26 protein-coding genes are annotated in these 21,823 nt (G+C 61.4%); 6 read left to right on the top strand and 20 right to left on the bottom strand.

Features of this window, described 5'->3' with window-relative positions; genetic code table 11:
• Positions 1-5: 5 nt before the first annotated feature.
• The 7 genes from rnc to rpoZ form a co-directional block, all read right to left on the bottom strand.
• The gene (gene rnc / locus AC4CWF_RS12535; protein ID WP_491281984.1) at positions 6-722 is read right to left on the bottom strand and encodes a ribonuclease III; all 717 of its coding nucleotides are present in this window, start codon (positions 720-722) and stop codon (positions 6-8) included.
• The gene (lepB, locus tag AC4CWF_RS12530; RefSeq protein ID WP_491281983.1) at positions 722-1,468 is read right to left on the bottom strand and encodes a signal peptidase I; all 747 of its coding nucleotides are present in this window, start codon (positions 1,466-1,468) and stop codon (positions 722-724) included. The genes rnc and lepB overlap by 1 nt, the downstream gene beginning before the upstream one ends.
• A gap of 84 nt (positions 1,469-1,552) precedes the next feature.
• Positions 1,553-1,960 (bottom strand): holo-ACP synthase, encoded by a 408-nt coding sequence (gene acpS, locus AC4CWF_RS12525; protein WP_491281982.1) that lies wholly within the window; start codon positions 1,958-1,960, stop codon positions 1,553-1,555.
• A gap of 34 nt (positions 1,961-1,994) precedes the next feature.
• The gene (locus AC4CWF_RS12520; RefSeq protein ID WP_491281981.1) at positions 1,995-2,462 is read right to left on the bottom strand and encodes a DUF2062 domain-containing protein; all 468 of its coding nucleotides are present in this window, start codon (positions 2,460-2,462) and stop codon (positions 1,995-1,997) included.
• 175 nt (positions 2,463-2,637) lie between these two features.
• A complete protein-coding gene (locus tag AC4CWF_RS12515; protein ID WP_491281980.1) occupies positions 2,638-2,790 on the bottom strand; it encodes a DUF3563 family protein in 153 nt (50 codons plus the stop codon).
• Positions 2,791-2,924: 134 nt separating this feature from the next.
• The gene (locus AC4CWF_RS12510; protein ID WP_491281979.1) at positions 2,925-5,162 is read right to left on the bottom strand and encodes a RelA/SpoT family protein; all 2,238 of its coding nucleotides are present in this window, start codon (positions 5,160-5,162) and stop codon (positions 2,925-2,927) included.
• Between the two features lie 134 nt (positions 5,163-5,296).
• Positions 5,297-5,716 carry a DNA-directed RNA polymerase subunit omega gene (gene rpoZ / locus AC4CWF_RS12505; RefSeq protein ID WP_491281978.1) on the bottom strand — a complete coding sequence of 140 codons (420 nt, stop codon included), beginning with the start codon at positions 5,714-5,716 and terminating at the stop codon, positions 5,297-5,299.
• Positions 5,717-6,003: 287 nt separating this feature from the next.
• Here rpoZ and AC4CWF_RS12500 point away from each other — a divergent pair, with 287 nt between their 5' ends.
• On the top strand, positions 6,004-6,582 hold the full coding sequence (locus AC4CWF_RS12500) for a LabA-like NYN domain-containing protein (RefSeq protein WP_491281977.1): 579 nt from the start codon (positions 6,004-6,006) through the stop codon (positions 6,580-6,582).
• 78 nt (positions 6,583-6,660) lie between these two features.
• On the opposite strand, the gene AC4CWF_RS12495 is transcribed toward AC4CWF_RS12500, so the two are convergent.
• The 3 genes from AC4CWF_RS12495 to AC4CWF_RS12485 are packed head-to-tail and all read right to left on the bottom strand — an operon-like array spanning position 6,661 to position 10,909.
• Positions 6,661-7,503: an MOSC domain-containing protein gene (locus AC4CWF_RS12495; protein WP_491281976.1), complete on the bottom strand. Its 843-nt coding sequence runs from the start codon at positions 7,501-7,503 to the stop codon at positions 6,661-6,663.
• Between the two features lie 9 nt (positions 7,504-7,512).
• A complete protein-coding gene (locus AC4CWF_RS12490) occupies positions 7,513-8,175 on the bottom strand; it encodes an HD domain-containing protein (protein WP_491281975.1) in 663 nt (220 codons plus the stop codon).
• Complete coding sequence (locus AC4CWF_RS12485) at positions 8,168-10,909, bottom strand: DUF2339 domain-containing protein (protein ID WP_491281974.1); 2,742 nt, start codon at positions 10,907-10,909, stop codon at positions 8,168-8,170. The genes AC4CWF_RS12490 and AC4CWF_RS12485 overlap by 8 nt, the downstream gene beginning before the upstream one ends.
• Before the next feature lie 253 nt (positions 10,910-11,162).
• Between AC4CWF_RS12485 and AC4CWF_RS12480 the strand changes: the two genes are divergently transcribed.
• The 3 genes from AC4CWF_RS12480 (at position 11,163) to AC4CWF_RS12470 (ending at position 14,072) form a co-directional block, all read left to right on the top strand.
• Entirely contained in the window at positions 11,163-12,194 is a 1,032-nt protein-coding gene (locus tag AC4CWF_RS12480) for an ABC transporter substrate-binding protein (protein ID WP_491281973.1), read from the top strand.
• 274 nt (positions 12,195-12,468) lie between these two features.
• A complete protein-coding gene (locus AC4CWF_RS12475) occupies positions 12,469-13,257 on the top strand; it encodes an ABC transporter ATP-binding protein (protein ID WP_491281972.1) in 789 nt (262 codons plus the stop codon).
• A complete protein-coding gene (locus tag AC4CWF_RS12470; RefSeq protein ID WP_491281971.1) occupies positions 13,254-14,072 on the top strand; it encodes an ABC transporter permease in 819 nt (272 codons plus the stop codon). Before AC4CWF_RS12475 ends, AC4CWF_RS12470 begins: the two co-directional genes overlap by 4 nt.
• Positions 14,073-14,134: 62 nt before the next feature.
• On the opposite strand, the gene AC4CWF_RS12465 is transcribed toward AC4CWF_RS12470, so the two are convergent.
• From AC4CWF_RS12465 to AC4CWF_RS12430, 8 genes are all read right to left on the bottom strand, one after another.
• The gene (locus AC4CWF_RS12465; protein ID WP_491281970.1) at positions 14,135-15,013 is read right to left on the bottom strand and encodes a mechanosensitive ion channel family protein; all 879 of its coding nucleotides are present in this window, start codon (positions 15,011-15,013) and stop codon (positions 14,135-14,137) included.
• Positions 15,014-15,074: 61 nt separating this feature from the next.
• Positions 15,075-15,629 carry a tyrosine phosphatase family protein gene (locus AC4CWF_RS12460; protein ID WP_491281969.1) on the bottom strand — a complete coding sequence of 185 codons (555 nt, stop codon included), beginning with the start codon at positions 15,627-15,629 and terminating at the stop codon, positions 15,075-15,077.
• Positions 15,626-16,207 (bottom strand): hydrolase, encoded by a 582-nt coding sequence (locus AC4CWF_RS12455; RefSeq protein WP_491285387.1) that lies wholly within the window; start codon positions 16,205-16,207, stop codon positions 15,626-15,628. Before AC4CWF_RS12455 ends, AC4CWF_RS12460 begins: the two co-directional genes overlap by 4 nt.
• A gap of 35 nt (positions 16,208-16,242) precedes the next feature.
• Positions 16,243-17,097 (bottom strand): CAF17-like 4Fe-4S cluster assembly/insertion protein YgfZ, encoded by an 855-nt coding sequence (ygfZ, locus tag AC4CWF_RS12450; RefSeq protein WP_491281968.1) that lies wholly within the window; start codon positions 17,095-17,097, stop codon positions 16,243-16,245.
• A gap of 125 nt (positions 17,098-17,222) precedes the next feature.
• Complete coding sequence (locus AC4CWF_RS12445) at positions 17,223-17,957, bottom strand: hypothetical protein (RefSeq protein WP_491281967.1); 735 nt, start codon at positions 17,955-17,957, stop codon at positions 17,223-17,225.
• 126 nt (positions 17,958-18,083) lie between these two features.
• Positions 18,084-18,341 (bottom strand): hypothetical protein, encoded by a 258-nt coding sequence (locus tag AC4CWF_RS12440; RefSeq protein ID WP_491281966.1) that lies wholly within the window; start codon positions 18,339-18,341, stop codon positions 18,084-18,086.
• Positions 18,342-18,447: 106 nt separating this feature from the next.
• Positions 18,448-18,918 carry a TIGR02301 family protein gene (locus tag AC4CWF_RS12435; RefSeq protein ID WP_491281965.1) on the bottom strand — a complete coding sequence of 157 codons (471 nt, stop codon included), beginning with the start codon at positions 18,916-18,918 and terminating at the stop codon, positions 18,448-18,450.
• A gap of 30 nt (positions 18,919-18,948) precedes the next feature.
• Positions 18,949-19,395: an NUDIX hydrolase gene (locus AC4CWF_RS12430; protein ID WP_491281964.1), complete on the bottom strand. Its 447-nt coding sequence runs from the start codon at positions 19,393-19,395 to the stop codon at positions 18,949-18,951.
• Between the two features lie 61 nt (positions 19,396-19,456).
• Here AC4CWF_RS12430 and AC4CWF_RS12425 point away from each other — a divergent pair, with 61 nt between their 5' ends.
• Positions 19,457-19,783: a YnfA family protein gene (locus AC4CWF_RS12425; protein ID WP_491281963.1), complete on the top strand. Its 327-nt coding sequence runs from the start codon at positions 19,457-19,459 to the stop codon at positions 19,781-19,783.
• Between the two features lie 60 nt (positions 19,784-19,843).
• Positions 19,844-20,605: an SOS response-associated peptidase gene (locus AC4CWF_RS12420; RefSeq protein ID WP_491281962.1), complete on the top strand. Its 762-nt coding sequence runs from the start codon at positions 19,844-19,846 to the stop codon at positions 20,603-20,605.
• A gap of 23 nt (positions 20,606-20,628) precedes the next feature.
• On the opposite strand, the gene AC4CWF_RS12415 is transcribed toward AC4CWF_RS12420, so the two are convergent.
• Positions 20,629-20,763, bottom strand: a complete 135-nt coding sequence (locus AC4CWF_RS12415) for a hypothetical protein (protein ID WP_491281961.1) — start codon at positions 20,761-20,763, stop codon at positions 20,629-20,631.
• 203 nt (positions 20,764-20,966) lie between these two features.
• Positions 20,967-21,821: a CDP-diacylglycerol--serine O-phosphatidyltransferase gene (gene pssA, locus AC4CWF_RS12410; RefSeq protein WP_491281960.1), complete on the bottom strand. Its 855-nt coding sequence runs from the start codon at positions 21,819-21,821 to the stop codon at positions 20,967-20,969.
• Positions 21,822-21,823: the final 2 nt, after the last annotated feature.

Raw genomic sequence — 21,823 nt, 5'->3', positions numbered from 1 at the left:
GTCCTTCAGCCTTCGTTGGCGGGCTTTTGCCACACGCCTTCACGTTCGAGCATTTTGGTCGCCGCCACCTGTTCGGCTGCGCGTTTGGAGCGTTCGACGCCGGTTTCAGGGGCAACGCCCTTGATTGACACGGTCACGGTAAAGCGGGGATCGTGATCCGGGCCGGAGCGATCGTCAACCGTATAAAGCGGCGTGGTGCCGAAACGGGCATGCGACCATTCCTGCAGCTCGGTCTTGGCATCCCGCTTGGCGGCATCGGCACGGGTCGCCCGGTCGTGCCAGTTGCGCAGGATGAAACCGCGTGCTGCCTCCAGGCCGCCATCGAGATACAGTGCGGCAATCAGGCTTTCCACCACGTCGGCGCGCACGTTCAGCATTCGCTTGCCGGTGAGCTTCTTTACATCGGCGCCGGTGCGGATGAACTCGTGCAGGCCCAGCTCATCGGCAATGCCGGCGCAGCTGTCGGCGCTGACCAGCTGGTTCAGGCGCACGGAAAGCTCGCCTTCGGTGGCATTGCGGAAGGTCGTGAACAGCATTTCGGCCACGCAGAGGCCGAGAACCCGGTCGCCCAGAAATTCCAAGCGCTCGTAGTTGGCGACTTTCGCGCTGCCGGTGCTGGCATGGGTCAGCGCGCGGTCCAGCCATTGCTTGTCCGAGAAAGCATGGCCGATGACTTTCTCAAGCCTCTGGCGTTCTTCCCCGGATAGCGATGTCGGCTTCATCAGTTGACCACCTTGAACAGACGATCCCAGCGCATATTGGCCGGCCAGTTCCAGATCTCGCGGAACGAGGTATCGTTGCCGAGCGAGAAGAAGATGACGCTGGCGCGACCCACGAGGTTTTCAGCGGGAACATAACCCACATCGAAGCGGCTATCGAGAGAGTTGTCGCGATTATCGCCCATGAAGAAATAATGGCCTTCAGGCACGATGAATTCGCGGGTGTTATCGCCGCGCGAGACGGGCGACTGGTCCAGCGTGTCATAGGTCTTGCCGTTATCCAGGGTCTCGCGGAACACCGGAACGTCGGCTCCCGGATCAAGGCGATAATCGGAGGTAAAGCTGCCATCGGCCATTTTCGGCACCGGCTGTCCGTTGATGTGCAGCACGCCGTTGATCATCTGGATACGGTCGCCGGGCAGGCCGACGAGGCGCTTGATGTAATCCACGTCCGGATCCGTCGGCAGGCGAAAGACGATCACGTCGCCACGCTTGGGCGGCGAAAACTCTAGGACGCGGCCGGAGAACAGGTTCGGCGAGAACGGCAGCGAATATTTCGAATAACCGTAAGCGAACTTGTTGACGAAGATATAATCGCCCACGAGCAGGGTCGGCATCATCGAGCCGGAGGGGATGGTGAAGGGCTGGAACAGCACGGTACGGATCACCATGGCAAGCAGCAGCGCCTGGATGATGACCTTGATATTTTCCCAAAGGGCGTTCTGCTTCTTTTCGGTTCGTTCTGCCACGTGTGCGTCTTTCGTTTCCAGCGTTTTGCGCTTCTCTAAACTCTTAACCCCATGCGGGCAATGGCCTTGACCGTGCGGGCCTTTTCAGGCGGCAACGACCGGACGGGCTTCGATGACCACGAAGGCCTGCGCATAGGGAAATTCGTCGGTGATGGTGAGGTGGATAACCGCTTCATGGCCGGGAGGCAGAAGGCTTTTCAGCCGCTCGCCCGCGCCATTTGTCAGGGCCATGGTTGGTTTTCCCGAGGGCAGGTTGACGACGCCCATGTCACGCCAGAACACGCCCTGCGCAAGGCCGGTTCCGAGCGCTTTCGAACAGGCTTCCTTGGCGGCGAAGCGCTTGGCATAGGAGGCGGCGCGCATCTTGCGCCCGTCGGACTTTTTGCGTTCGATTTCGGTGAAACAGCGGTGCGTGAAACGCTCGCCGAAGCGCTCGATGGATTTTTCGACCCGTCTGATATCGATCAGGTCGCTGCCCATGCCAATGATCATGCCCATTCTCCCTGCTGCCAGTCTGACCGAGATGTCAGGGCGCACTCTGCGTATCGACCGCTGCGGCTTCTTCGCGGCGCGCGACGAAATTTGCCCGTCGTGCGGCACGATACCTTCTGATCCCCACAAAAGTGGCGATATAGCAGCAAAGGCCAGTCAAAATCGCGGGAGGAAGGGCGCCAATCGCCAGCGGTTCGAAAACCGGCCGCCACAGTTCGCGCACGTGAAAACCTTCAAGCAGATGAAGGAGATCGGCCGTGGAGGTGGCGGCACTGGGCTCGCGGCCAAGCATTTCATGGCCGATCTGCCAGGTAATCGGCAGAATGAAGGGAATGGTCAGCGGATTGCTGAAGGCGGTGCCAAGTGTTGCGGCAATCAGGCTTGCCCGCAGCAGGAAGGCGATGGCCAGCGCCATGGCAATGTGAAAGCCGAAAAACGGCGTCCAGGCCGACATCAGGCCGATAGACAGACCCGCTGCGACCGCATGCGGTGATCCGCCCATCCGCAAGGCCCTTGCCCTGACATAACGCAGGGTCCGCAAGAGGCCTTTGCGGCGTCTGTTCTTCAACCCGCGGGAAGGGGCGGGATGAGTTTTCTTCATGAAACTGAACGGCATGAAAGCGCGCATGAGTGACTACCGGTCCTTGCCGGCAGGGCCCGGCGCTTCGCTTGCGCGATCAGAGGCCCTTACGGAACATACCGCGGTCGATCTGGCGCATGCGATATTCGAGTTCGATCGCATCGTGCGATTCATTCAGATAGGCCATTTCACGATCCTGAACAGAGGGAGCGCGAAGGGCGCGGGCGATGGTGCGAAGCGGCTTGAACATTGTTATCTCCTAATGTTGCGTTGCACAACATATAGTCGATGCCAGACCTTTCCACCAACGCGACCTTCCCTCATCAGCCGTGCGTGTAGTGCATAGCGGCAGGACATCATCCTGCCGCAGTGCTTAACAGGTGATCAATCGTAGACGCGCTTGACCGTAGACACGCAGTCGAGATCCTTCAACTGCGTCAGAAGCTGGTTGAGATGGCGCAGGTCCCAGACCTCGATTTCCAACGCAAGCTCGGAAAAATCCGCCGCCACCCGTCCCATCGTCATGGTGCGGATATTGATGTCGAGACCGGCGATCTTCTGGGCGATGGTGGCAAGCGTCCCCGGCTCGTTCAGCGCATTGATCGCGACCTTTGCCGAGAACCGTTGCTTGTTGGCGGCATCGAGATCCCAGCGCACGTCGATCCAGCGCTCGGGCTGGTCGTCGAACCGCTGCAGCGCGGAGGCCTGGATCGGGTAGATGGTCATGCCCTTTCCCTCGTCCATGATGCCGACAATGCGGTCTCCCGGCACGGCACCGGCGGGGGCGAAATGCACTTCCATATTGCCCGAGAGCCCGCGGATCGGCAGCGGATCCGGGCCATCGATCTCCCCCGCTGCCTTCGTTGCGTCATGCGCCGTGCGTTCTGCACCGGGCAGACGGAACATCATGCCGGATGCGCTCTGCATGTTGAACCAGCCCTGGTCGGCAGCCGGCTTGATAGTTGTGCGTTCATCCTTGAAATCCGGATAGACAGCCTTCAGCACGTCGAGCGAAGACAGCTCGCCGCGACCGACCGATGCAATCGCATCCTCCACATCCTTCTGACCGAGGCGATGCAGCGCAGGTTTCAAAACCTCGCGCGAAAAAGCCTTGCCGGCGCGCTCGAAGGTACGCTCGAGAATGCGGTGGCCAAGGCCTGCATATTGTTTGCGGATGGCCATGCGGGTGGCGCGGCGGATGGCCGAGCGCGCCTTGCCGGTCACGACGATTTCTTCCCAGGCCGCCGGCGGCACCTGCACGCCCGAGCGGATGATCTCCACCTCGTCGCCATTGGCAAGCCGGGTGACCAGCGGCATGATGCGGCCGTTGATCTTGGCGCCAACCGTGGTGTCGCCGATATTGGTGTGCACGGCATAGGCAAAATCGATCGGCGTTGCCCCGCGTGGCAGCGCAATCAGCTTGCCCTTCGGCGTAAAACAGAACACCTGGTCCTGGAACAGTTCGAGCTTGGTGTGCTCGAGGAATTCCTCCGGATTGTCGCCTTCCGCGAGCGCTTCAATCGTGTGGCGCAGCCAGGAATAGGCATTGCTTTCCCGTGACAGAAGTTCGCCCGGTTCGCCGCCCTCGCCATCCTTGTAGAGGCTGTGGGCGGCAATACCGTATTCGGCAATATCGTGCATGCGCCGCGTGCGGATCTGCAGCTCGATGCGCTGGCGCGACGGGCCGACGATCGTGGTGTGGATGGAGCGGTAATCGTTCTGCTTCGGCGTCGAGATATAATCCTTGAACCGCCCCGGCACGACGCGCCAGCGTGTGTGGACGATGCCAAGCGCGCGGTAACAGGCCGGCACGTCATCGACGATCAGCCGGAAGCCATAGACATCCGACAGCTGTTCGAAGGACAGCGACTTCGACTGCATCTTGCGGAAGACGGAATAGGGTTTTTTCTGGCGTCCCTTGGCGGTGGCGTTCAACAGGCCGTTTGCCACCATCAGGTCGCGCAACTCGTCCTCGATCTTGGCGATCAGGCCTTCGTTGCGGGCGGAAAGTTCGGCCAGCCGGTTGGTCACCGTCTCATAGGCTTCCGGGTTGAGATAACGGAAGGAGAGATCTTCCAGCTCGTCGCGCATGTCCTGCATGCCCATGCGGCCGGCCAGCGGCGCATAGATATCCATGGTTTCTTCGGAAATGCGGGCGCGTTTGTCGTCGCGCATGTGCTCGAGCGTGCGCATGTTGTGCAGCCGGTCGGCAAGTTTTACCAGTAGCACACGCACATCGTCGGAAATCGCCAGCAGCAGCTTGCGCAGGTTTTCCGCCTGCTTGGCCTTCTTCGAAACGAGATCCAGCCGCTTGAGCTTGGTCAGCCCCTCGACGAGGCGGCCGATGTCCTCGCCGAACAGTTCGTCAATTTCAGCCCGCGTGGCCGTCGTATCCTCGATCGTGTCATGCAGCAAAGCGACGGCAATCGTCGACTCGTCGAGATGCATCTCAGTGAGAATGGCGGCCACTTCCAGCGGATGCGAAATATAGGGGTCGCCGCTCGCGCGTTTCTGCTGGCCGTGTTTCTGCATCGCATAGACATACGCCTTGTTGAGCAGAGCCTCGTTTGCATCGGGCTTGTATTTCTGGACCCGCTCGACAAGCTCGTATTGCCGCATCATGCTGTGGAAGATCCTTTGAACAAGCCGGAACAAAAAGAAAAAGGCGCGCCAACCGTGAGATTGGCGCAGCCATCATTATGCAGACAACAAGATTATGGCGAGATCATTGACGATCGGTAATCGTCGGTGATCCCTCAGTAATCGTCGCTTTTTTCCGGCGGTACCAGGCCTTCGATGCCGGCCAGCAGGTCTTCTTCCGTCATCTGGTCGAAGGTCAGCGTTTCCGGCAGGTCGTCTTCGTCCATGCCCTTTTCGGCGCCGGCGCCGGCGGAGGCACCGGCATTGGCCGAGATCATCGTCGACGGATCGGGCTCGGGTTCGTCCACTTCCACATGCTTCTGCAGCGAGTGGATGAGGTCTTCCTTGAGGTCGTCGGGCGACAGGGTTTCGTCGGCGATTTCGCGCAGCGCAACGACCGGATTCTTGTCGTTGTCGCGATCGATGGTGATCGAGGCGCCCTGCGAAATCTGGCGGGCACGATGGCTGGCGAGCAGCACCAGCTCGAAACGGTTATCGACTTTGTCGATGCAATCTTCTACGGTGACGCGGGCCATTGCCTGTCCTTCTGCGATCGGTATTCATGTGATTAGGACGCCGGATACAGGCAATGGGCGAGGAATTCAAGTTTTTCCTCGTCTGCCCTTGTGTGTGATGGTGTCTACGACCAAATCTCTATGGATAACCAAGCGAAATCGCTTGGATAAAGCCGAATCGTGAATTAAACACTTCGTATATGAAGATATGGTAATGTAAGAGAGCAGCCTGCCCCTTTTTTTAAGATAGGGGCGCCTGGGGAGAGGCTGGCAGTTCAAAAACATTTTGAGAATGAATGGAGGAAACCATGTTTGACCCACGGGAAAAAATTGCCCTTTTTATTGATGGCGCCAATCTTTACGCCGCATCGCGTAGCCTTGGATTCGATATCGATTACCGCAAGTTGCTGAAGGCGTTCCAGAAGCGCGGTTATCTGCTGCGCGCCTATTATTACACGGCGCTGATCGAGGATCAGGAATATTCGTCCATTCGACCGCTGATCGATTGGCTGGATTATAATGGCTACAAGGTCGTGACCAAGCCTGCCAAGGAATTTACCGATTCCCTGGGCCGCCGCAAGGTGAAGGGCAATATGGATATCGAGCTTGCCATCGATGCAATGGAACAGTCGGAAACTGTCGACCACCTGGTTCTGTTTTCCGGTGACGGTGATTTCACCACGCTGGTGGAAGCGCTGCAGCGCAAGGGCCGCAAGGTCTCCGTCGTCTCGACCATGGCAACCCAGCCGCCGATGATTGCCGACGACCTGCGCCGCCAGTCGGATCACTTCATCGACCTCATCTCGCTGAAGGCCGAAATCGGCCGCGATCCGTCCGAGCGCGTGCAGCGCCCGGTGGAACCGGCACCCGAGCAGGCAGAGGCCTGAACGCCGACATCGGTTGAAGGCAACGTCCAGGCGTTCATGCGCCTTTCCCGCCGGGCTGCAAGCGCGGTGGGAAAGGTGTCAGCGGCGCTTGATGGGCCAGGTGTCGCGCCGGTCGAGGATTTTTGCGGCATCTCCGACGGCAATCGTTCCCGAACCCACCGGCACGGCGTTCCAGCCGAACAGCGGTCCCGGCACCCGCCGGTCCGCCGACATGCGGATGCGGCCCATGGCCGGCATCGGACTTGCCCCTTCGCGTGAGCCGGTCTGCTGGTCCTGCGTCGTCATGATGCAGCGCGCGCAGGGTTTGACGAGATAAAGCACCACGCCGCCGATTTCGATGGAACCCCAGCCGTCTTCGGCAAAGGGCTCGTCATGGTCGATCACCACATTGGCGCGAAAACGGTCCATGCCGACCGGTTCCTCGCCATGGGCTGCCATGTCGGCATTGAGCGCGGTCAGCGACCCCGTCGTCGTCACCAGAACCTGATAGCCATCACCAAAGGCGACCGGCGTGCCGGGGCCTGCCCAGTCTGCGCTTGCGGTTCGGCGCGACTGCGCGTCGAAATAGACCAGTTTGACCGGGCGGCCGAGAAAGGCCGACAGGGCGTCGTTGACCCTGGTGTCGGCCACGGCGGCACTCACCGTCTGATCCCAGATCGTCACATCCATGCGATCATCAACCGGTGGCGGCGCGACCGCGAGCGGCGGCTGGCCTTCCATCGACAGGGTCAGATGCACGCCAAGCGTTGTCGAAATCTGCGCCAGCGCCGGCAGTTGCCGTTGCGTGATGAAACTGCCGGATGGATCGGTCACCATCCAGCGTCGGTCATGGCCAAGGCCCCAGGCATCGATCGGGCTTTCGCGGAGCGAGATGCCGCGCCCGCTCTTTAAGGGGAAGATGTTGAGGGCAGAGACGCGCATGGAAAATCCTCAGATTTCATCGAGAAACAAATCGCGGAACTGGGCCAGCCGCTGGTGCCGTTCGCCGGCAAGGTGCCGGCCGGTCGGCGTCTGGAAACCATCGGCCAGCCGCAGCAGCTTTGTCTCGAAATGATCGAGTGAAAAGGCCTTGTCGTCCAGCGCGCGGTGCTCTCCTTTCGGGTCGGCCGGCTCGTAGAGTTTTGAGCCCATGCGGCCGGCCGTATAGAAGGTGCGGGCAATACCGATGGCGCCAAGCGAATCCAGCCGGTCGGCATCCTGCAGGATCTTTGCCTCGAGCGTTTGTGGCGCATGGCCCGCCGAAAAACTGTGGGTGAGGATGGCATGTGCCACCGCCTCGATCCGCGCTGGCGGCCAGTTCAATCCAGCCAGGATGTTGCTTGCCTTTTCGCTGGCAAGCCGGGACGACTGTGCCCGCTCGGGATGGTTTTTGGCCAAGGACACGCAATCATGCAGAAGCACGGCCGCGGCAAGGATTTCGCCGTCGCCGCCCTCCTGCGCCTGGATGCGAAGGGCATTGTGGAACACGCGCACAATATGGGCGATATCGTGGGCGCCATCCTCCTCCTGCACCGCATGGTGCAGAAGCGCATCGGCCAGAGTTTCATAAGGCGCAAAACGCGCCACGATGGGGTTCACTTTTCCCTCAGGCATCAGCTGCTTCTTCCGATTCGGAGACGGTCTCTTTGCCGTTCTTCTGCGCCAGAATGCGCTGGTAGAAAAGCCCGATCCCGATCAGAACGCCGCCCAGACCAATGAAGGACAGCGCGCGTAAAATGCCTTCGAGATTGGCCATGTCGATGAGGAACACTTTGAGCACGGCCACCAGCACCAGGCCCGCCGAGACGAGCCGCAGGCTGCGCAGATCGCGCCAGGAACCGACCGCCAGAAGCCCCACGCCGATCAGCAGCCAGACCACCGAATAGGTATAGGTCTCGCCCTCGAAAAAGCCCTTCCAGGAGGCGATGTTTTCCCCCTGCCAGAACCAGCGTACCGACAGCGTTGCCCAGGCAAAGCCGAGGATGGCGGCGGTGATTGCAAGCATGGTCACGTAGGGCGCTGGCCGTCTCTGCCGTGCATAAGCGGCAAGGCCCGAATAGGCGAGCGCCGGCAGCAGGTAGCCGGGCACCAGCAGATTGAGGAACGGCCAACTGCCGGTGTTTTCGCCGGAAAAATACGGGTTGAGCGCGCCGAGATGCAGTGCCAGCACATTGAGCGTGGCAACCACCCCCGCCAGCATCGAGCCATAACGCAAGGCGCGGCTCGGGCTTTTGATGTCGAGCGTCATCAGCACGCCTGAGAGGCCGATGGTCAGGAGTGTATAGATGGACTGTTCGCCAAGCGTCGGCACCCGGTCATCCAGAACGCCACCGGAAGCCGCATGGCGCACCAGAATGGCAAGCGTCAGCAGCCCCATTAGGGCGGCAAGTCCCTGCAGCGCGTTAAGCGCCCGCCGGCCGGGCCAGTGGCGCAGGTGCCAGCAGGCAGCCACGAGAAGCAGCGCCGGCACGCCATAACCCGGCAGCAGCGCATTAAAGACCGGCGTGGTGGAGAGATGCAACGGGCCAACGATGGTCGGTTCATAGGCAATGCGCGCCATCACCACCAGGGTTGCCGCAACCATAACCAGCGGCAGGCCGCGCCAGGGGCGCAGGCGCGTTGCAAGAACATAGACAAAGCCCAGAATGGCGAGGCCCAAGGTGGTGGCAAGGCCGTGGGTCAGCGTGTGCAGGCAGAGCGTGAAGGCCGCAAACGAGCCTAGAATGAGGATGTCGCGCGCAAGCACGCCGGAGGGGCTTGGCGTCTGTGGTTTTTCCATCCGCTCGACGGTCGACAGGATGGCAAGGCCGAGTGCCAGGGCAAAGCCGCCATGCAGCCAGTCGCGGCCGAGCGCCCCTTCGGTTAGGAAGGTGATGGTGGCGAGTGTTGCCGGAACGATGGCCACGATCACGGCCCAGACAACGGCCATGTCCCGGTCCTGCCGGCCGCGGCGGTGCTGGAACAGCAGGCCGCAGGCGGCAAGGATGGCGGCAAGAACAAGGCCTCCAAGCACGGTGGTGCCCGGCGAGGGGAGCCAGCTTGCGGTGCCGGTGACGATCAGCGGTTCGGACAGGCCGCCACTGAGGTTCATCAGGGCCAAGAGAGCCGTGCCCCAAACGGCAGCCAGGGCAGAAAACAATGCCGGCCAGGCGCCGGGTCTGCGGCCTGCGCCAAGGCTTGCCAGCATGCCTGTTGCCGCAACGAAGATCAGCATCGGGTCGCCGTTTGATCCGTTGCTGGTGGCAAGAAGCGTCATCACGCAAAGCAGCGTGCCAAGCGAGACCGACAGCATGATGCCACGCGGCCGGCGACCGAGCAGATGGCGGATGCGTTGCCACCTGCCGGCAGCATGGGCCGGGGCGTCGGCCATGTCGTCAAACAGGCGGCCGGGCCACAGGAAAGCTGAGCCGGCAATCATCACCAGAAGCGCGATGCCCGGCGGAAACGGATCGCGCATATCGGCATAGAGCGAGTAGGCAATCACCCAGAGCGACAGGCCGGCATTGGACAGGATCGGCAGCATGTGCCAGCGGCGCAGGCGCGCGGCCCCATTGGCGGCAAGCCAGACGATGGAGAGGAAACCGAACAATGCCATGATATCCGGCGCATCCGTCGTCACCAGCGCAGGCGTGGCAAGGGAGGCTGCAAGGCCAAGGCCGGCCAGCGCCTGTCCGTGCAGCAGCGAAAGCGCAAGCGTTGCAAGCGAGACGGTTGCCAGCAGAAAAAAGGCGGGCAGGGGGCCGATAAACGCATAGACGCCGTAGGCAACATAAATGGTTGCCAGCAGCGTCACGCTGGCGGCAGCCGTCAGTATGCCGGGGATCATCGCATTGGAAAAGGCTTCCAGGCGCTGCGGAAAGGATCTGCGCCTGAGGATCTCGCCGAAGGCCGCCAGCAGGAGCCCGAACAGGGTGGCCAGCATCAGCCGGGTTTTCGGGCCAATCAGCCCGCTTTCGATCGAATAACGCACCAGGAAAACGCCGCCGAGCGCCAGCGCCAGCCCGCCGACCCACACCGTCCAGCGCGCCCCAAGCCGGCTTTCCAGGCTTTCGCGCGGTTTTGTGACGCCAGGCTTTGCCGGGGCTTCCTGAATGCGCTCCTCTTTATCCTCCGCGACCTCGGGCTCTTCAGATGCTTGGGAGGTTTGCGCCTGTCCCGGAGCCGGCTCGTCCTTGTCGTTCATGATGCGCAGGGCGGGAGAGGCTGTCTCGGCAAGCGGCACGGCATCGCTGCCCATGGCCTCGCGCAGCGCCGTGACATTCTTTTCCAGCACCTGCAGTCGCTGCGCCAGCCGCCGGTGTGATACGACGAGCGCCAGCAGCAGGACGAGAAGTAAAAGTTCCAGCATGTATGCTCCGCCATATGGTTTGGGTCTGCTTATATCGGTGCAGCCGCGGCAAAGGAAAGGTCGCAGTCCCGAGGTCGGACAATCGGCGCTTCGAGGTTAAATCTTCGGCAGGACTTGCCTCCTTATCGACCATATGTCTTTATTTTAGTCATTAGACTTATTGTGGTCATATTCTGTGCAATTTTGACTTGCGTGCGGGGCCAAGAGTGGCTTTGATGGCGCGTATCAGCATCAGTCCAGGGGGAAACAGTTCATGATCACGCGCCGCCTCTTTACCCGGCTTCCGGCCATCGCGGCCTTTGCACTTGCCGCCGGCCTGTCCGCGCCGGCGCTTGCCGATACGGCCATCAAGTTCACGCTGGACTGGAAATTCGAAGGCCCTGCCGCCGGCTTCCTGCTGGCGCTCGACAAGGGGTATTTCAAGGCGGAAGGCCTTGATGTCACCATCGACAGCGGCAATGGCTCGGTCGAGGCCATTCCGCGTGTCGCCACCGGCGCCTATCAGATGGGCTTTGGCGATATCAACTCGCTGATCAAATTCCTCGATGAGGCCCCGAGCCAGAAGATCAAGGCCGTGATGATGGTTTATGAGCGCCCGACCTTTGCGGTTGTCGGCCGCAAGTCGCTCGGCATCACCACCGATCCGAAATCGCTGGAAGGCAAGAAGCTCGGCGCACCGCCGCCGGATGGCGCCTTTGCCCAGTGGAAGGCCTTCAAGCAGGTCGCCAAGATCGATGACAGCAAGATCAAGATCGAATCGATCGGGTTTCCGGTCCGCGAGCCGATGCTGGCGAAGGGCGATGTCGATGCCGTCTTCGGTTTTGCCTTCTCGGTCATCCTCAACCTCAAGAAGCAGGGTATCAAGGACGAGGATATCGCCACCATCCTGATGGCCGAACATGGCCTCAACCTCTATGGCAACGCGGTTCTGGTGAACTCCGATTTCGCGGCCAAGAACCCGGAGGCCGTCAAGGGCTTCCTCAAGGCGCTGACCAAGGGCTTTATTGCATCGGTCGCCAAGCCTGAAGAGGGTGTTGCCGCAGTCCTCAAGCGCAATGAAACGCTCGACAGCGCCATCGAACTGGAACGCCTCAACATGGCCAATGCCATGAACATCAAGACGCCTTATGTGGTCGCAAACGGCTTTGGCGGCATCGACCCCACCCGCCTTGCCGCCTCCATCGAGACGCTGAAAGTGTCGATGGGGCTCAAGGGCGCCGTGAAGGCCGAGCAGGTGTTTGACGCCAGCTACCTGCCGGCCAAGGCGGAACGCATGCTGCCTTAAGGAGGCGCATATTGCCCTAACGGGCTTGCCCCTCACCCTGGCCCCTTCCCCCCGCCTGCGGGGAGAGGGGACCATTGCCTCTAACCCTTACCTGAACGAGGATCTGGGCGTGTCGGCATCTCCCTTCTCCCCCGCGGGGAGAAGGTGCCCGAAGGGCGGATGAGGGGGCTCCTTGCGCCAACTCTGTGCCGTGTCGCCCCCTCATCGCCTCGCATACGCTCGGCACTTCTCCCCGCTGGGGAGAAGGCAAAGTTGTCGTTGAAGGAGACTTATTTTGTCCCACCTCGTTTCCATCGATAATGTCGACATGCGTTATGGCGGCGCGGATGGCACGCTTGCCGTCTCCGGCCTCACCATGCGCGTCGACAAGGGCGAGTTTTCAGCCGTCGTCGGTCCCTCCGGCTGCGGAAAATCCACGCTGATGAAACTCGTCACCGGCCTGCATATTCCGCAGGCGGGTGTCGTGGTGGTGGCGGGTGCTCAGGTGACAAAACCGGTGTCCATCGTCGGCATGGCCTTCCAGAACCCGACCATGCTGCCGTGGCGCACGACGCTCGAAAACATTCTTCTACCGCTGGAGATCGTCGAGCGACATCGCCATCGCCTGCGCGCCAACAAGAAGGAATATGTCGAAAAGGCCGAACATCTTCTGGAAACCGTCGGCCTCAAAGGCTTTGGCCAAAAGTTCCCCTGGCAATTGTCGGGCGGCATGCAGCAGCGCGCCAACCTTTGTCGGGCGCTGATCCATGAGCCGGATCTTCTGATGCTGGACGAACCTTTTGGCGCGCTCGATGCCTTTACCCGAGAAGAACTCTGGTGCGTCATCCGCGATCTGCATGCAGCCCAGGGCGTCACCATCGTGCTGGTCACCCATGATCTGCGCGAGGCGGTGTTTCTCGCCGACAAGATTTTCGTGATGAGCGCAAGGCCCGGCCGCATTCTGAAGGAACATCATGTGCCCTTCGCCCGCCCACGCGATCTCGAGATCATGTACCAGACTGAATTCAACGACATGGTGCACGAACTGCACGGTGAAATAGCCAAGGCGAGGGTTGTGGCATGAGTAGCATCACCGAAACCCCCGTCGCAACGCTGCCGAAGAAGCCGCTTTCGGCGCGGATCAACTGGGTGCGCGCCGCACCTTTCCTCTATACGCTGGCGCTGTTCGTGCTCTGGGAAGGGCTGGTGCTGGCGCTCGACATGCCCCCCACCATCCTGCCGTCGCCGACGCGGGTGTTTCAGGCCATCGTGCAATACTGGTCGCCGATCTGGAAAAATTCGCTGCAGACGCTCTACACCACGACGGTCGGTTTTGCGATTGCGGTGGTGGCGGGGCTTGCCATCGGCCTCTTCATCGGCTGGTCGAAAACGATCTATGCCGGGCTTTACCCGCTGATGATCGGCTTTAATGCCATCCCCAAAGTGGCGCTGGTGCCGATCCTCGTTATCTGGTTCGGCATCGGCACGGTGCCGGCGGTGCTGACGGCCTTTTTGATCTCCTTCTTCCCGATCGTCGTCAACGTCGCGACGGGCCTTGCGACCATCGAGCCGGAAACGGAAGACGTGCTGCGCGCGCTCGGTGCCCGCAAGATGGATATCATGCTGAAGGTCGGCATACCCCGCTCGATGCCCTATTTCTTCGGCTCGCTGAAGATTGCCATCACACTCGCTTTCGTCGGCTCCGTAGTCTCGGAAACGGTCGCCTCCAATTATGGCCTCGGCAACATGATGAGTTCGGCGCAGAGCCAGTTCAACGTGCCCCTGGTGTTTGCCGGCCTGCTGATGCTCGCCATCGAAGGCATTGTCATGTACGCGCTGATGGCCTGGCTGGAACGCCGCATGACCGGCTGGGCGCATCGCTCCACGATGGCGCAATAAGGAACCCGGGAATGGCGCGATTTCATGCGCCTTTCACCTCGGCGGTGCGAACCGCTGCCGCCTCACACCATCGTTGGCGGAGGCGGGGTGTCATCCTGTTTCGTGTCTGCGGGGTGGTAGGTCACCTGCGGGAAGGGGATGCTGATGCCGTTTGCGTCGAAGGCTTCCTTGGTCCACTTGGTCATGTCGCGGGATGTCATCCACCACACACTGCTGTTTGCCCAATAACGCAGCGCAAGGATGACCGCGTTGTCGCCAAGGTCCATAACGAAGGCGGACGGCGGCGGATCCTTCAGCACGCGTTCGTCCTTGGTGGCAAGATCGAGAAGGATGGAAAGCGCCCGGTCGATATCGTCCTCATAAGCGATGCCGACCTTGAAATCATGCATGCGGGTGGAGAGACGGCTGTAATTGGTCACCGGCACGTTCCACAAAAGCGAGTTGGGTGCCAACCGGTAGAGCCCGTCATAGGTTTTAAGCTCCGTGGCAAACAGCCCGATATCCTGCACGATGCCGTTTACGCTGCCGGTATCGATATATTCGCCGACGCGAAACGGCCGCAGCACCAGAAGCATGATGCCAGCTGCGATGTTCTGCAGCGTGCCCTGAAGCGCAAGGCCGATGGCGAGACCGATGGCGCCAAGGGCTGCAAGGATCGAGGCCGTCTGAACGCCGAACTGGCCAAGCACCATCACGAGAACGATAATCAGTACCGCATAACGGATGACGTTGGAGAAAAACTGCGCCAGCGTCGCATCGATGCCATGAATCCGGCCGAGCCCGCGCCGCGCCCAGCGGCTGAGCAGGCCCGATGCCAGCCAGCCAAGCACCAGCAGCAAGAGCGCGCCAACGACCGAAAACGAATATTGGACAGCGAGCGCGGAAAGTTGCGCCAAAGCCGCTTGTGTGGCCACCACCAATTGCGATGCCTGATCCTCCATGGCCGAAATTACTCCTTCTTCAGCAGACGAGAGGGGGTAACTGGCGCGGCAGGGGGCGAGGTCAAGCTTTTTCAGAGGCGGGAAGGGGCTGGTCCGCGGGTGCGCAAAGCGGCAGCATGAACGTGGCCCGCCCATCCGTCTCAGCCCCGCGGCCGATGGATTTGATCGCAGCGACGAGGCGGCCGCCACGCTGAAGCGCGCGGTCGCCGATCTCGATCAGGCGGGTGTTGGGGGTGGCATGCGGGGCAACTTGGCGCAGGCGCGCGGCAAGCGCATACTCATCCTGATCCGGATCGACGGAGAGCACCGCAATCACGGCGGCTGCCGGCGAGCGGGAGACCCCCATCCAGCAATGCATGAGGAGCGGTGCCGCGCGGTCCCAGTCCCGGGCAAAGGCAATCAACTCTTCCACATGCTGCTCGCTTGGCGCCACCAGATTGCCGGTGCCGGCAAAGGCGATGTCATTCATCGCAAGCTTCAGGTGCCGATCCGCGGAAATGACGCCGGGACGGTGAAAATCCTGTTTCTCAGCCATCAGGCTTACCATTTCACGCGCCTTGTGGCGCACGGCAAGTTCGGCGATCTTTTCCAGGGGGCCAACGACAATGCCGGTCATGGCATCTTGCCGGTTGGGCACAGCGCATCCAGAGCATGGAAGCGCTCAAGGAACCGCGTCTGCGCTTCGGTTGCCGCCATTGGTTCGATTGCGAGCATGTCGCTTGTAATGCCGCGCGGCAGGCCGAAGAATTTCTGCGCCTCGGCTACGGAAAATCCGGCAAGCTCCGTCGCCTCGAAGAAGGCCGCCACCGTATCGGCCTTTTTGATGCGGGTTTTCAACTCGCGACCCGGATGCGGGGGCAGCCCGAAGCGCAGGTGGATGGCTGCTTCCAGGCGCTTTTCCACCCCCTTGTAGCCGCCGCCGACGACAGCCTTGAAGGGCGAGATCATGTCGCCGATGACATATTCCGGCGCGTCATGCAGCAGCGCCATCATCAGGTCCACAGGCGAAGCGGCGGGGTTCGTCCGGCAAAAAATCTCTTCCACCATCAGGCTGTGCTGGGCCACCGAAAAGGCGTGGTCGCCGCGTGTCTGGCCGTTCCAGCGGGCCACGCGCGCAAGGCCGTGGGCGATGTCGGCAATTTCCACATCGAGCGGCGAGGGGTCGAGCAGATCGAGACGGCGACCGGACAACATGCGCTGCCAGGCGCGCGCGGAAGATTGGCTCGTGCTCACGCGTCTGCCTCGGCAGCGTCGGACGGGAAGGAGAGCCCGGTCCAGGCAGGCAGTGTGAGACTGACAGGCTGGTCGCCGGCAAGGATCGGCAGATCGCGCGACAGCGCATCGCCCACCCGGTCTGTACGCACAATGGCAAGCCCCTTCGTGCCCAAGACAGTGCCGAGCGTTCCAAGCGGCTTGCCGCCGGCCGTCAGTTCCGTGCCTGACGAGGGCAGTGCCGTCTCAGATGAAACCTGCACCAGACGCCGGCGCGCGGTGCCGCGATGCTGCATGCGCGACACCACTTCCTGGCCGACATAACAGCCCTTGCGGAAGGAGAGGCCGCCATCGAGATCGAGCAGGATGTCGTGCGGGAAAGCGTCCTGGAGCGCGTAATCCTTGCCGGACTGGGCAAGGCCTGCCTCGATGCGCAAGGCATGGTATGCCGTCTCCGCGGCCGCATCGGCTATCGCATCCGGGCCGGCGGGCGCGCGCTTCAAGAGAATGCCGGCCTTGGCAAACGCCATGTCGGTCACACCTGCCGCAGAGTCTGCCGCGTCTCCCCAAGTAACGTTGACGCCTGCCTGCCCTTGCGTGATGCTGACGGCAGCGCGCAGCTTGTACATGGAAAGCCGGCGCGAAAAGGCCTCGCAGAGCGACGAGTCGCATTCCAGCATAAATCCGCCGTCCGTGCGCCAGATGATGAAATCGAACAGGATCTTGCCCTGCGGTGTCAGAAGCGCGCCGGGGCGGGCCTCGTTTTCGGCAAGGCCGTCAATATCGGTGGTGACGATGCCCTGCAGGAAAGACTGTGCATCGGCGCCGTCGATGCGGATCAGGCTGCGGGTCAAGAGAGTGGCAGTGGTCATGGCAATCCTGTCTGGTTCTCGATGCCAGACATATAGTGCCGCTCGCATTTTTCAAAATGCAACGGCAAGGTGGAGAGGGCAATTGGCATCAGGAGAGGTTTGGCAGGAAGGGCCGGCAGCGCGGTTCAATCGCCGCCGGTAAACATCTTCCACTGGCCATCGGGTGCGATGCCGAGGCGATAGAAATTGTAATTGTTGGTCTCTTCCATCGCCGCAAGGTCGCCGGCCGTAATGATGCGCAGCAGTTCCACGCGCTCGGGCGATGACAGCGTATCCAGCGGCTTGCCGACGAAATAGGGCCAGACATACATCTCCTCCGGCGTGCCGGCATTGATGCGGGCCGCACCGGTCTGCAGAAGATCCAGCATGATGGCGAGGATTTCCAGCCCTTCCGGATCGCCGGACAGGCTTTTCAGCGCGTCCAGCGCGTCACTGCCATCAGCGCCAAGCTGGCGCATCTGGTCTGCGTCGAAATGCACCAGCGGCCGCAGGCGCTCGAACTCGCCGGACGCGGCGGCTTCGACAAGCGCAGACCGGGCGGCCTTCACCGGTTCTGGAAGGCGTTCCAGATCGCGGATGATCTCGGCTGGCGCCGGGGCTGCGGCTTGCGCATCCGGGGCATCGACGGCCGGTGGGGCAGCCGTGCCATTGGCGGAAGGGCTGAACAGCGGGCCGGGCGCCTGCATTGGTGCCGTATCGGGCTTTGTGGCATCCGGCGGATCGCTCGCCTGGCTGACTGTCGTGTCGGAAAGGGCATAAGCTCCGTGAGGGCCAGTTGTCACGGCAAGCACAAGACCTGCCGCAGCCAGCAGTATCTGCAGAGAGGAGGGGCGAGCAATTGTCGCCGCTTGGGTCTTCATGAAAAAGCCTCGGTTTCTTCAGGCTCGGAGCGTCAGGGCCGTTTAATCCGCCTGACTTTTGGATCCGGCAGGTGATTTTATTCAGCCCTTGGAGTTAAAGCCATTGGATGTGCAAGCCCGTGACGTTTACTGAACGGTCCGCTCGGGTGAAAATTCACCGGCAAGCATGCGGGCCCGCAGCGATTCCAGCATGGCTTCTGCGCCGTCTTCGCCATGCATGCGGATCGTTTCCCGCATGGCAAGCGCGATGGCCGCGTCGGCAATAATTTCCGGCTCGATGCCGTCTGCACGGCCGTCGGCCCAGGCTTCATTCTGGTATTCGAGCGCCGCCTGCATCTTCTCGTGCACAATCATGTCGTCGATGTCGTTGCGCGCTGTCTGCATTTTTATTCCTCTTGCAAGGGGTGTCCGTTGTTACCGGCACGTTAACAACACTAGCAGTCTTTTATCGAAACCACACGCCCCCAGCGCGAAAGAGGTAAATAAAAGCCTAATTTCCGTAGCGTGCTGCGATTTCGCCCGACAGTGTTGCACCTTCGTTACGGTAGCGTTCTTCCGCAACCCGGGCCGCCGGCGTGCAGGTGGTGTGCACCGCAGCAAAAGTCCTGTATCCTCGGTTGAACGAGGCCGTCAGTTTTTCCCGCCGCTTCGGCTCATTGGCGGTTTCAGCATCCAGCAGAGACTGCATGGAAGCCCGCCATTCATCCGAATCAGTCCCGCAGAGCGTGCGCAGGTATTGGACGGAGCCAAGAATTTCTGCAAGCCGCAACAGTTGCGCGTCATAGGGGGCAGGCTTTTCCGTCGGCTGTTCGGCAGCCTGCGGTTCAGCTGCCTTTTTTTGCGCAAGCGCTACGGAAGAAAAGCCCGGCAGATCCGGAAATGGCGCCAAGGGCAAAAGGCCAAGGCCCAAGGCCAGAACACGCAGGATCGGGAGGGGGAGGAAAGGCTTCACGGTCATCATGTGCTCTATGGAGGCGCCAGACGCGCCTTTTCAAGGGGCGGAGCGGGATTGGGCTGCCAGCCGTTCGACGCAGTCCAGAACGCTTTCTGGAACGGCAAGCGCGCGGATGTCTTCCAGCGTGAACCAGCCGGCATCGGCTGCATCATCGGCGGCGATGGCCTCGCGATCGGCATCGGCCTTCACCAGAAACACCGACAGGAAGAAGTGGCTCTCCAGATGGCCGGCCGCATCGTGCGTCTGAAGGTCATAGGTGGCAAAGAGTTGAGCGTCGCGTGCGACAATGCCGGTTTCCTCAAAAAACTCCCGCAGCGCCGTTTCCTGCGGTGTTTCGCCCGGTTCGGCGCGCCCGCCGGGAAAGGCAAAAAGATCCAGCGAGGGGGGATTGCGGCGTCGGATCAGCAGGTAACGCCCTTCGCGTTCCAGGATGGCGGAGGAGGCGGCGCGTGGGCCGTCTGCGGTCTTGTCGGTCATCGTCATCGGGCCACCTTAGCGGGCCTTGCGTCTTGCGCAAGCATGCGGGCTCTGCAACAGATGAGACATGAAGAGCACTTTCCTGTTTGGCCTGGCGGCACTTGCCGAAATTTCCGGCTGTTTTGCCTTTTATGCCTGGTGGCGGCTGGAAAAATCGGCGTGGTGGCTGGCGCCCGGCCTGTTGTTGCTGGTGCTGTTTGCCTGGTTGCTGTCCCTGGTCGAAAGCACCGCGGCCGGGCGCACGTTTGCCGCCTATGGGGGGCTCTATGTGGCGGCCTCCCTGTGCTGGCTTTATCTGGTGGAAGGCAAGGCGCCGGACCGCTTCGATCTGTCGGGCGGCGCACTCTGCCTGCTCGGCTGTGGCATCATCCTGCTTGCGCCGCGCAGCACCTGATCCGCTCCACCCCGGGGGGGGGCGCTTGACGGGCTTGCGCCCGGGTGCGATCAAAAGGTCATGTGTGGACGTTACGCCCTGACCGCGACGCCGGAAGACATTCTGGAATTTTTGAGCGTCATCGAGATCGACGATTTTCCCCGGCGCTACAATATTGCGCCGACGCAGCCGATCCTGCTGGTGACCGCCAGCGACAGACCGGCGCCCGGCAGCAACCTGCCGGAGCGGCAGGCGGTTCTGGCCCGTTGGGGTTTTCTGCCCAGCTGGGTCAAGGACCCGAAGGAATTTCCGCTGCTCAACAATGCGCGTGCCGAAACCGCCATCGGCAAGGCCTCGTTTCGCGCCGCCATGCGCCACCGCCGCGTGCTCATTCCCGCCACCGGCTTTTATGAATGGCATCGGCCTGCCAAGGGCGAAGACGGCAAGGCGCAGGCCTATTTCATCCGCCCGAAATCGGGCGGCATCATCGCCTTTGCAGGCCTTATGGAGACGTGGTCTTCCGCCGATGGTTCCGAGGTGGATACGGCGGCCATCCTCACCACACGCGCAAACGTGATGATCGGATCCATCCACGAGCGTATGCCCGTGGTCATCGATCCCCAGGATTTCACCCGCTGGCTTGATTGCAAAACGCAGGAGCCAAGGGAAGTGGCAGACCTGATGAAGCCGGCGCAGGAGGATCTCTTCGAGATGATCCCGGTGTCTGACCGCGTCAACAAGATCTCCAACATGGGGCCGGACGTGCAGACGCCGGTCGAACCGGTTTTCGCGCCGAAAGCTGTCGCGCCGAAAAAGAGTTCCGGCCAGCTCTCGCTGTTTTGACGTGAGGGCGGCTGTCTGGCCGATCAGGCCGGCTTCAGCGTCTTGCGCTTCAGCATCAGCGCTGCTGCGACAACGGCCTTGATGCCGAGCGGGCGCAGCGGCGCATGCAAATCCTGCTTTGCAGTTTCGACGGTGGTGATGGTCTTCTGTTCGCTCATGACGTTCCCCTGAACTTGCGCGATTCTCTTTGCTAACAATGTCTGGCCGCGCATCTCCGCAGAAATCAGGGCGGAAATTTGGCGCGCGGCACAAGAAGCGGTCAGCATGAAACCTAGAGACGCAGACTTGCGGGAAACTGTTGTTGAAAAAGCGCATTTGCGCCGCACCGCAACCTAATATTGCAATGCAGCAGTAGTTTGAATCAGACGTTGGCGTGATCGTCTTCGATGGTCAGCGTACCGTAACGACGCTTCCAGGCCCGGGCACTGAACGGCAGCACCAGCAGGTAAGCAACGGTGGTGACGGCCAGAACCTCCCATGTGTAGCTCATCAGCAGGGCGACATAGATCACCACACACAGAATGACCGGCAACATCAGGTCCCGCCGCACGCGGGTTTCCGATTTGCCCGACCAGACGGGAAGACGCGAGACCAGAAGGTAACCGATCAGCACGGTATAGGCCGTGGCACACCAGGCGATGCCACGATTGCTCTCAAGCCCCAGAAAACCGAGATAGACCGGCAGCAGAACCAGAAGTGCACCCATCGGCGCGGGCACGCCGACAAAAAATTCCGACTGCCATTTCGCCTTGTATTCACGGTCCGCCATCACATTGAAGCGGGCAAGCCGCAGGCCGGCGGCAATCGCATAGATGAGCGCGGCGATCCAGCCGATGGAGCCGACCTGATCGAGCACGAAGACATAAAGAACGAGTGCCGGGGCGACGCCGAAATTGATGATGTCGGCCAGCGAATCCATCTGCACGCCAAATTTCGACGTGGCCTTCAACGCGCGCGCCACGCGTCCGTCGATCCCGTCGAGGAAAGCTGCCAGCAGAACCATGGCGACGGCCAGCTCGAAGCGGTTTTCGAAGGCCAGCCGGATGCCGGTAAGGCCGGCGCAGATGGCCAGTACCGTGATGAGGTTGGGCACCATCAGCCGCAGGGGGATTTCCCGCAGGCGAGGTCCGCGTGCCGCATCGTCATCCGTGCGGTGTTCGGCACTCGTCTGGTGCGCATCGTGGGTTGCGTCGCGGTGATCGTCCAGCGGCTGCATGG

The sequence above is a fragment of the Neorhizobium sp. PAMB6630 genome (assembly GCF_058242775.1).
The sequence above is the reverse complement of the archived record's forward strand: the minus strand, read 5'-3'. Positions and strand labels throughout refer to the sequence as shown.